Source organism: Leptolyngbya sp. CCY15150, assembly GCF_016888135.1.
In the GTDB taxonomy this organism is placed as follows: Bacteria; Cyanobacteriota; Cyanobacteriia; order RECH01; family RECH01; genus RECH01.
The window spans coordinates 37,796-47,564 of sequence record NZ_JACSWB010000240.1; the positions used below are offsets into that span (position 1 = coordinate 37,796).

The 9,769-nt window shown below is 54.3% G+C and carries 7 protein-coding genes and 1 pseudogene; 4 read left to right on the plus strand and 4 right to left on the minus strand.

Features of this window, described 5'->3' with window-relative positions; all coding sequences use genetic code 11:
• Window positions 1-399: 399 nt before the first annotated feature.
• The 4 genes from JUJ53_RS18545 to JUJ53_RS18560 all read left to right on the plus strand — a co-directional run bounded on the left by JUJ53_RS18545 (window position 400) and on the right by JUJ53_RS18560 (window position 6,166).
• Entirely contained in the window at window positions 400-1,563 is a 1,164-nt protein-coding gene (locus JUJ53_RS18545) for a pyridoxal phosphate-dependent aminotransferase (RefSeq protein ID WP_204153523.1), read from the plus strand.
• A gap of 125 nt (window positions 1,564-1,688) precedes the next feature.
• Complete coding sequence (locus tag JUJ53_RS18550) at window positions 1,689-3,119, plus strand: ABC transporter substrate-binding protein (RefSeq protein ID WP_204153524.1); 1,431 nt, start codon at window positions 1,689-1,691, stop codon at window positions 3,117-3,119.
• A 727-nt stretch (window positions 3,120-3,846) separates the two neighbouring features.
• The gene (metG, locus tag JUJ53_RS18555; RefSeq protein WP_204153525.1) at window positions 3,847-5,454 is read left to right on the plus strand and encodes a methionine--tRNA ligase; all 1,608 of its coding nucleotides are present in this window, start codon (window positions 3,847-3,849) and stop codon (window positions 5,452-5,454) included.
• A 106-nt stretch (window positions 5,455-5,560) separates the two neighbouring features.
• Window positions 5,561-6,166, plus strand: coding sequence for an NYN domain-containing protein (locus JUJ53_RS18560; protein WP_204153526.1), 606 nt, complete (start codon window positions 5,561-5,563; stop codon window positions 6,164-6,166).
• A 241-nt stretch (window positions 6,167-6,407) separates the two neighbouring features.
• Here JUJ53_RS18560 and JUJ53_RS18565 read toward each other — a convergent pair whose 3' ends face one another.
• From JUJ53_RS18565 to JUJ53_RS18580, 4 genes and pseudogenes are all read right to left on the minus strand, one after another.
• A complete protein-coding gene (locus JUJ53_RS18565; protein WP_204153527.1) occupies window positions 6,408-7,178 on the minus strand; it encodes a PspA/IM30 family protein in 771 nt (256 codons plus the stop codon).
• 211 nt (window positions 7,179-7,389) lie between these two features.
• Window positions 7,390-8,553 carry an IscS subfamily cysteine desulfurase gene (locus tag JUJ53_RS18570; protein WP_204153528.1) on the minus strand — a complete coding sequence of 388 codons (1,164 nt, stop codon included), beginning with the start codon at window positions 8,551-8,553 and terminating at the stop codon, window positions 7,390-7,392.
• 8 nt (window positions 8,554-8,561) lie between these two features.
• Complete coding sequence (locus JUJ53_RS18575; protein ID WP_204153529.1) at window positions 8,562-9,482, minus strand: tetratricopeptide repeat protein; 921 nt, start codon at window positions 9,480-9,482, stop codon at window positions 8,562-8,564.
• A gap of 66 nt (window positions 9,483-9,548) precedes the next feature.
• Window positions 9,549-9,769, minus strand: a pseudogene (locus tag JUJ53_RS18580) (RNA-guided endonuclease TnpB family protein); the annotation flags it as partial.

Here is a 9,769-nt window from a genome sequence, read left to right on the forward strand (position 1 = left end):
GGATGTCTAGTCCTAGTCGTTCTAGTCCTAGTAGCCCTAGTGTTCAAGATGCTGCATCTGGAACCGTGTTGCTGACACTACACATACGCCCAAATGCGGAAAATTCAACGATACTTCGGAATCTCTTTAGCTCCACCCAGGGTGAGGTACGCCCTAGCTGGGACGTTTGGCGGTGTGGGAAACATCTTGCGAAATATGAACATCTCCTGAAACTCTAGCCGTAGAGTCTCTCTAGTGACGTAGTATCGTAAAACTTATGGGGACATGCCTTGAGGGTCATCTGAGTTGCCTTTTCATCGCTTAGCCTCAGCGAGTTGGGTGCTGGCTGATGACGGGCTAGCGCTTTTTCACCGCGAATCTTCATCAATGGCTGGTTAGAGAGACAGGATTTTTTGCATCATGGAATTTGCAGCACGAGTCGGAAGCGTTCAGCCCTCTGTGACCCTAGCCATTACGGCAAAGGCGAAGGCCATGAAAGCTGATGGGGTAGATGTCTGTAGCTTTACGGCAGGCGAACCCGACTTTGATACGCCGATTCATATTCGCGAAGCAGCTAAGCAAGCTCTTGACCAAGGCAAGACCCGCTACGGCCCAGCCGCCGGTGAACCCAAACTTCGGGAAGCGATCGCCGCCCGTCTGCAGCAGGATGATGATCTTTGCTACGGGCCCGAAAATATTATCGTCACCAACGGTGGCAAGCATTCCCTGTTCAACCTGATGCTGGCGATGATCCAAGAAGGGGATGAGGTGATTATTCCTGCGCCCTACTGGGTGAGCTATCCAGAAATGGTGAAGCTGGCCGGTGGCACGCCGGTGATTGTTCCCACAGATACCAGCACGGGGCTACGCATCACCCCCGAAGCTCTCCAGCAGGCGATCACGCCGCGCACGAAGCTGTTTGTGCTCAACTCCCCTGCCAATCCTACCGGCATGGTCTACACACCGGAGGAAATTCGCGCCCTAGCCAAGGTGGTGGACGACCATGATATCTGGGTGGTGTCGGATGAAATCTACAGCAAGATTCTGTACGATGGCGCAACCCATTTGAGCATTGGCGCGGTCAGTCCGGCGGCCTTTAGCCGCACGATCATCAGCAGCGGCTTTGCCAAGGCCTACGCCATGACCGGCTGGCGGATTGGCTTTCTGGCTGGGCCGGCTGAGCTGATTAAAACCGCTGCCACCATTCAAGGGCACAGCACCTCCAATGTTTGCACCTTTGCCCAATATGGAGCGATCGCTGCCTGTGAGGGCCCTCAAGACTGCGTGCAGGAGATGGTCAGCGCTTTTGCCGAACGCCGCCGATTTTTGCTGGATGCGATCGCGTCCATTCCTGGTCTCTCTTGCCCAACGCCCAACGGTGCTTTCTATAGTTTTCTGAATATTAGTAAAACTGGATTAACGTCTCTGGAATTTTGCGATCAGTTGCTGGAGGAACAGCAAGTGGCGGTGATCCCAGGGGGTGCCTTCGGTGCCGATGACCACGTGCGCATCTCCTATGCCACAGACCTAGCCACCCTGAAAACCGGGTTCGATCGCATTGCCGCATTTGTTGCATCTCGATAGCCCGCGGCTCTTGACGCTCGATGCATGATCCCGAACCGCTATCCAGACATCTCCTCTGTCTGCGATCGCCAACAAGCGGCTAGGCTAGGGTAAGAGATTGGTTCAAGCGTTCAAGGCGGTATCGTATGTCCCAGAAAAATGAAGCTCCCATCCTAATTCTGTCGCTGTTTATTACCCTGGCCGCTATTGGCTTTGGTGCCTATTGGCTGGTGGGAAATCTTGGGTTGCTAGGGGGCGATCCGGCGGCAACTAGCACAACGTCTGGCTCTAGCGATGGCTCTAGCGATCCCGCTGCTCCTGGTTCATCCTCCCCAACGGGTGGCCAACTCAGCCAAGGCGATCGCCTGCTGGTCTCCAGCAATACCTCGCCGCAGAAGCAAGCCGGCATTCAAGCGATCGCCGCTGGGAACTACAGCGAAGCCGTGCAGCAACTAGAAGCCGCTATAGCCGCCAACCGCAATGATCCCGAAGCGTTGATCTACCTGAACAACGCTCGGATTGCCGATCGCCCTGCCTATACCGTGGCGATCGCCGTTCCTGCCAGCAGCGCCAGTGATTCCACAGAAGAACTGCTGCGGGGGATCGCCCAAGCGCAAAACGAAGTCAACCAAGCTGGCGGCATTCAGGGCACGCCCCTCAAAGTGGTGATCGCGGATGATGGCAATAGCCCAGACACGGCGGCCCAACTTGCCCAAACCCTAGCGGGTGAGTCAGACATTCTCGGCGTCATTGGTCACTTCAGCAGTGATGCCACCCTGGCTGCTGGCGAGGTCTATCAACAGCAAAGTCTACCGGTGATCTCCCCCACCAGCACCTCCGTCCGCATTTCAGGACTAGGCGATTATGTATTTCGCACCGTCCAGAGCGATCGCTTCACCGCCGATAGCTTGGCCCGCTACATGCTAGACAACAATCTGCAGCAGGCGGCGGTCGTCTACGACTCCAGCAGCGACTACAGCAGTTCGCTCAAAGATGCCTTTACATCGGCGGTGTTCTCAGGGGGTGGGCAAATTACCGCTGAAGTGGATGTCAGCTCGGGGTTTGATGCCAACGCTGCCGTGGAGCAAGCCATTCAGCAAGGCACTCAGGTTTTAATGCTGGCCACCAATACCCAAACTCGCCCCCAGGCTCTACAGGTGATCGCCGCCAATCGCCAGCGCTTGCAGCTCCTAGGGGGCGACAGCTTGTTTACGGCGGAACTGCTGCAAACGGGACAGGCTGATGCTGTGGGTATGGTGGTGGCAGCTCCGTGGCATCGGGATGCTGACCCATCGGCCACCTTTCCCCAAGCGGCCCGTCAACTCTGGGGCGGGGATGTGAGCTGGCGGTCTGCCATGACCTACGATGCAGCTCAGGTTTTTATTGCCGCCATGGCCCAAAACCCAACGCGCTCAGGTATCCATCAAGCGCTTAATACGCCCAACTTTTCGGCAAATGGCGCATCTGGGACAATTCAGTTTTTGCCTTCAGGCGATCGCAACCGCGCGGCACAGCTCGTGGTGGTGCAGCCTGGATCCCAGTCGGGCTATGGGTATGATTTCACACCCCTACCCTAGGGGATACTTGGCGGTGCGGGGGAGCTCTGGCATCGATGGTCTAGATCGATAGACTGGTCGGGAGTATACCGAATGGTGTTGATAGTAATGATAGGGCTATTCAATGACAGTGATAGGGTTCCCTAATCAGTCTGAAACTAGACGTCCATGTCTGTAGAAACTCTTAAAACCTGTCGATTTTTTGCAACTGTGCTGCACACTAAACATAGTGCAAATACGTCATCAATTCTTGACCCGTTGCTGTTCTGTCCAACCCTTTACTCAATGCTGCTGAAGCGGTTGTCTTGAGGCTATGAGATCCCTTGATCGACCCAAGACAATCTACTCTATGGCATGGGCAAACCATGAACTTCCCCTAGCTATTGAGGGAGATTCAGATTTAAGAACCCTACTAGCAAAACAACCTTGGTTTATCCCTCTGATGTCTTCCCTGGGCTCAATGTAACTCGTCTTAAGTCTTCTATATCAATGTTTTCTGCGACATCCTGAAAGGCTTAATCTCCCGCGCCGTGAGTTTGGGTGACCGACTCAGGGTTCCTATCGATACCTGACGTCCTGCACAGCCACCCATCCTAGGTCAAGCCCTAAATCAATCAGAGTATTCAGAGATTTTACTGAATGCGTTCCGCATTTTTCTTGGAAAATATCGGGCTAAAGACGCAATTATAAGAACCTCAAGTATGATTGAATTCTAGTGCGATAGTATTTTTAAAACTCTAACGACTCAATGGATTCTACATTTTCAAATACAGAAGTCTTCTCAATTACAACACCGCTTTATTATGTAAACGATTTGCCTCACATTGGTAGCGCCTACACGACGATGGCGGCGGATGCGATCGCCCGGTTTTATCGATTACAGGGGCGGCCCGTTTTAATGATTACGGGGACGGATGAACATGGGCAAAAGATTCAGCGCACGGCGGAGGCGGCAGGGCGATCGCCCCAGGATCACTGCGACCAAGTGGCGGCTGGGTTTGACCGGCTCTGGAAACAGTTGAATATCCACTACGATCGCTTCAGCCGCACCACTGCGCCTCGCCATGAAGCTATTGTGCGGGAATTTTTCCAACGGGTTTGGGATAATGGAGATATCTACCTGGGGCAGCAGCAAGGATGGTACTGCGTCTCCTGTGAGGAGTTTAAGGAGGAGCGAGACCTTCTAGACGATCACTATTGCCCCATTCACACCAATCGCCAAGCCGAATGGCGAGACGAGTCTAACTATTTCTTTCGGCTGTCTAAATACCAGCCAGCTCTAGAACAGCTCTACCGCGATCGCCCTGACTTTATTCAGCCCACTAGTCGGCGCAACGAGGTTTTGAGCTTTGTAGAACAGGGGCTGCAAGACTTCTCCGTCTCGCGCGTCAACCTAGACTGGGGCTTTCCAGTACCCACGGATCCAGGACATACCCTTTACGTCTGGTTTGATGCCCTCCTGGGGTATGTCACCGCCCTGCTGGATCCGGAGGATGAGCCCACCCTAGACAATGCCCTGAAGCGCTGGTGGCCCATCAACATCCATCTGATTGGCAAAGATATCCTGCGCTTCCATGCCGTCTATTGGCCCGCCATGCAAATGTCGGCGGGGGTGCCCGTATCCGGTCAGGTGTTTGGCCATGGATTTCTCACCAAAGATGGGCAGAAAATGGGTAAAAGCCTAGGCAATACCCTGGATCCTGTTGATTTGGTAACCCGTTATGGAGCGGACGCCGTTCGTTACTATTTCTTGCGGGCTATTGAGTTTGGTAAAGATGGAGACTTTAGCGAAACCCGCTTCGTCGATGTCCTCAACGCAGATCTTGCCAAAAATATGGGAAATCTGCTGAATCGTACCCTGAAAATGGCTAAGAAGTATTGTGATGGGGCGGTTCCGGGGATTGATGTGGGGGCGATCGCTGACGATCATCCACTCAAATCCAAGGGGAGCGATCTGGCCGAGCAGGTGTCCCAAGCCTACAGCCGTCTAAGTTTCAGTCACGTTTGTGAGCTAGTCCTGTCGTTGACCCGTGCTAGCAACAAGCTGATTGATGATCAAGCTCCTTGGGCATTGTTTAAAGCAGGGAAGCAGGCCGACGTTGATGAACTCATTTACAGTGTCTTGGAATCGACTCGGCTAGCGGCCTATCTTCTATCTCCCATCATTCCTGATATTAGCAATGCCGTTTACCAGCAGCTTGGCTACACCCTTGACTTCAACCAGCCAGAGGCCGGGGCGATCGCTCCCTTCCCCCTCCACACCGTTTGGGGCTGCCTCCCTCCCGAACAACCCCTCGGAGAGCCCCAGCCCATCTTCCAACAGCTAGCTGTGCCCGAACTATCTACCCCGTCTTAAGGGCGTGCATCGTTGGAATCTATCCTGATCGTGAGTTTTTCTAATCTGCTGTTTTATTAACCCTTGAGCAACTCTGCTCTTCTTCATAAAAACCGAGGCATAACAAATGTTTGATCATATTGAGAAAGACTCTGTATTCACACCAGAGCAAGTTTTAGAAAATAGGGGTCGGGTAGCGATTTTCATTGATGGCTCCAACCTGTTTTATGCCGCATTGCAACTGGGCATTGAAATCGACTATACGAAGCTCCTTTGCCGCTTGACCGCCGGGTCTCGCCTGCTGCGCTCCTTCTTTTATACCGGTGTCGATCGCACCAATGAAAAGCAGCAGGGCTTTTTGCTGTGGATGCGGCGCAATGGCTATCGCGTCATCTCCAAGGATCTGGTACAGCTTCCCGATGGTTCCAAGAAAGCTAATCTAGACGTGGAAATCGCTGTAGACATGATGGCATTGGTGGGAGCCTATGACACTGCTGTGTTGGTGAGTGGCGACGGGGATCTGGCCTACGCCGTCGATGCCGTCAGCTATCGGGGAGTGCGCGTGGAAGTCGTCAGCCTGCGATCGATGACCAGTGACAGCCTCATCAACGTGGCCGATCGCTACATCGACCTCGATGGCATCAAGGAAGACATCCAAAAAACACCGCGCCACAACTACACCTATCGCCCTCTCTCGGGCATTGGTTTTGTAGATGATCCCGATGAAGAATAACGAGACGATCCCCTAGATCTGTAGATAGGAATCTGTGCATAGGAACGTAGGGTAGCCTCACGGCTACCCTGCAAGTGCGGGCGCTGTACAGGCGCTCTATCTTTCCATACTCAAAATCCCCCGTTATTCGGAGGATCTAGAAGGGTGGCCATCCATCAACGAGCGGGAATGTTAACCCCGTTAGCTGTTGATGGAAGACCTAACGTGACACAGACTTAGAGTTGCACGGACTTAGAGAGACTTAGAGTTGATCCAGTTGCGTTTTCAGCGCTTCTAGCTCTGCATCCACGGCTTGATCTTGGGGAGCAGCAGCCTCCGTGGTTCCCGCAGGTAGTTGACCTTGGCTAGGCGCAGCGCCAGTGAGCTGGGCTTTCATGGCTGCCAATTCATCATCCACATCACTGCCCGATTCCAAGGCCGCAAACTGATTTTCTAGATCATTGCTACCTAGCTCATAGGCCGCCTGGGAACGAGCTTCCATTTGCATCACCTTGTCTTCCATGCGCTCAAACGCAGCCATTGCGCCGCTGGTGCCCATGGAATTCATCGTGCTTTGCAGCTTCTCATTGGCCTTGGCCGCACTGGCCCGAGCCTTGAGCATATCCTTCTTGGTTTTGGCTTCCGAAATCTTGCCTTCTAGGGCAATCAAGTTTCGCTTGAGCTGATCAACATTGGTGAGCTGTTGATCCAACTGCGTCTTGAGCGACCCAGCTGCATCCGCTAACGACTTACGGCGACTGAGGGCTTCGCGAGCCAGATTTTCATCCCCTTTTTGGATCGCCAATTGAGCCCGTTGATACCAGGTATTGGCTTCAGACTGAGACTTGTCGTACTGCTGTTGGGTGCGTTTTTGGCTAGCGATCGCTCCCGCAACGGCCTGGCGCATTTGCACCAAGTCTTCTTGCATATCAATGATTGCTTGATCCAAGATTTTTTCTGGATCTTCGGCTGAACTGACAGCCGCGTTTAGGTTAGCCCGAACGAGCCGGTTAACACGGTCAAATAACCCCATGACTCTATGCTTTCCTTAAGCGTGGTGTACGACGGTAAGCAGCAATGTGGGTACAGGCTTGCCACAGCTACCGTTCCAAATCTAGCTTAGCCCACATACCTTCAGTGACGCCTTGCCAATAGTCTTAACACATCTCTTTCTGAGCAGAGCGGTTTGCCTATTGATTCACCTATTGATTCGCCCATGGATTCAGTAGACCCTGAGTACCAGCTTAGTCCACGGCCATCCCTCGTAGGGACTGAATCGTGGCGATCGCTACCTGAATGGTCTGATCGATCTCGGCGTCGGTGGTAAAGCGTCCTAAACCAAAACGTAGGGACGCTTGGGCTAGGGCATCCGATCGCCCCAAGGCTTTGAGGACGTGGGACGCGGACGGTTTGGCAGCCGTGCAGGCTGACCCAGAGGACACCGCCACGTGGGGCTGCAACCCCCGCAGCAATGCTCGCCCATCCATACCTTCAAGGCTGATATTCAGATTTCCGGGCAGGCGCTGGGTGGGATGTCCGTTTAAGTGAACTCCCCCCAGATCCCTGAGTGATGTCCAAAGGCGATCGCGTAGATGGCAGAGACGTTGAGTTTCCGACTCCAACTCAGCTAGACCAATCTCGACGGCCTTCGCAAAACCAACAATTTGGGGAGGGTAGAGGGTGCCCGATCGCCGCCCTTGTTCATGACCACCGCCGTGCATCTGGGGAGCAAGCTGCACTCGGGGATCGCGCCGTCGCACGTAGAGCGCTCCAATGCCTTTGGGCCCGTAGACCTTATGGGCGGTGATCGACAGCAGGTCAATCTGCATAGTTTGCACATTCAGCGGCATCTTGGCGATCGCTTGGGCCGCATCCGTATGGAACAAGACGCCGCGATCGTGGCAGAGGCGGCCAATTGCTTCTAGGGGCTGAATCACGCCAATTTCGTTATTGGCCGCCATCACCGACACCAGACGAGTATCTGGACGCAGGGCCGCTGCCAGTTGCCCAAGATCAATAAACCCATCGGGCTGCACCGGCAGATAGGTGATCTCAAAGCCCAAGGTTTCGAGATACTGACAAGGATCGAGCACCGCCCGATGCTCGGTTTGCACGGTCACCATATGCTTGCCCTGGGCAAAATAGGCTTCGGCAACCCCTTTAATGGCTAGATTATTCGCTTCCGTTGCGCCGCTTGTGAACACCAGTTCCTCCGGTGTGGCCCCGATCGCTTCCGCTAGAATCCGTCGCGATCGCTCCACCGCCGCCTCGGCTTCCCAGCCATATTGATGGGTGGCACTGGCGGGATTGCCGTAGTACTCGGTGAAATAGGGCAGCATGGCCTGCAGCACCCGTTCATCCAAGGGCGTGGTGGCATGGGCATCGAGGTAAATAGGACGGTGGGGCATGGCGATCGCTAGAGCTGACTCTGGGCCTGTTGCATTAACCGTTCAGCATTGGCAGCCCATTCAGGATTGCCTTGGGCAGAAAACAAATCCCGCGCATATTCCAGCACCTGGCGAGCATCGGCATACTTGCCCTGCTGCATAAACGCTAGACCGGCTCCGTAGTAGGCATTGGGATAGTTGGAATTGGACTCCGCGGCTTGCCGAAAGGCCCCGATCGCCGCCTCCAATTGCCCCTGCTGTAGATAGATGGTGCCCAGGCTGTAGTGGGCCTCGGTGTAGTTAGGGTTGAGGGCGATCGCCTGCTGGAAGGCTTGAATGGCGTCCTCTAACCGCTGTTCCTGCAGATAGCTCATGCCCAGATAGTAGGGCGGCTCTGGCACATTGGGGCTGAGTTCTAGGGTGCGTTCAAAGGCGGCGATCGCCTCGGGCCAACGTCCTTGCTGTTGCCGCACTAGTCCTAGGTTGTAGTAGGCCAGACCCATCGTCGGATCCAAGGCAATGGCATAGTCTAGATAGTCGGAGGCTTGATCATAATTAAAGCCCTCCAGCAACGCTGCGCCAAGATTGGCATAGGCCAGAGCAAACTGCGGATCGGCCACTGTGGCATTGTAAAACGCATCGGCCGCTGGCTGCAGTTGCCCCTGTTGGCGTAGGGCTAGACCGAGATTGTAGTGAGCCGGAGCCATGGACGGGTTGAGCTGCGTGGCTTGTCGGAAGGCGGCGATCGCTGCCTCAAGCTGCCCTTGCTGAATCGCCTCTAGACCAAGATTGAACTGTTCCTCTGCTGTACCTAAATTGGATGTTTGGGCTATTTGCCCATGGGGCAGATCCTGAGCATAGATTTCTGGACCATGGACACATACGCTCCCCAACGCCAGCGCTAGCCCCCCCATGCAGCCCACCCAACGCCATGATTTATGTTGTCTCATCTGCGATCGCCCCGCTCTGCTCATTTACGTCTAACACATCTAGATAACCCTATCTATGTTCCATGCCTACTTTATGTTCTCCAGCTTGACATCCTCTCCACCCATATCGCCTAGCGATTGGGTGGAGATTCCTTGGGTCGCCCCAAAGAGTTCCTGCTTCACAGCCAGCCAGCTAGACTGAGTGACCCCAGCCCCCGCCGCATCGACTCCACAGGCATTTTCTATTCCCCGTTGCCCACGGGTACGAATGACTTGAGCTGCCGCCACATCACGGGGTTTGATTGACC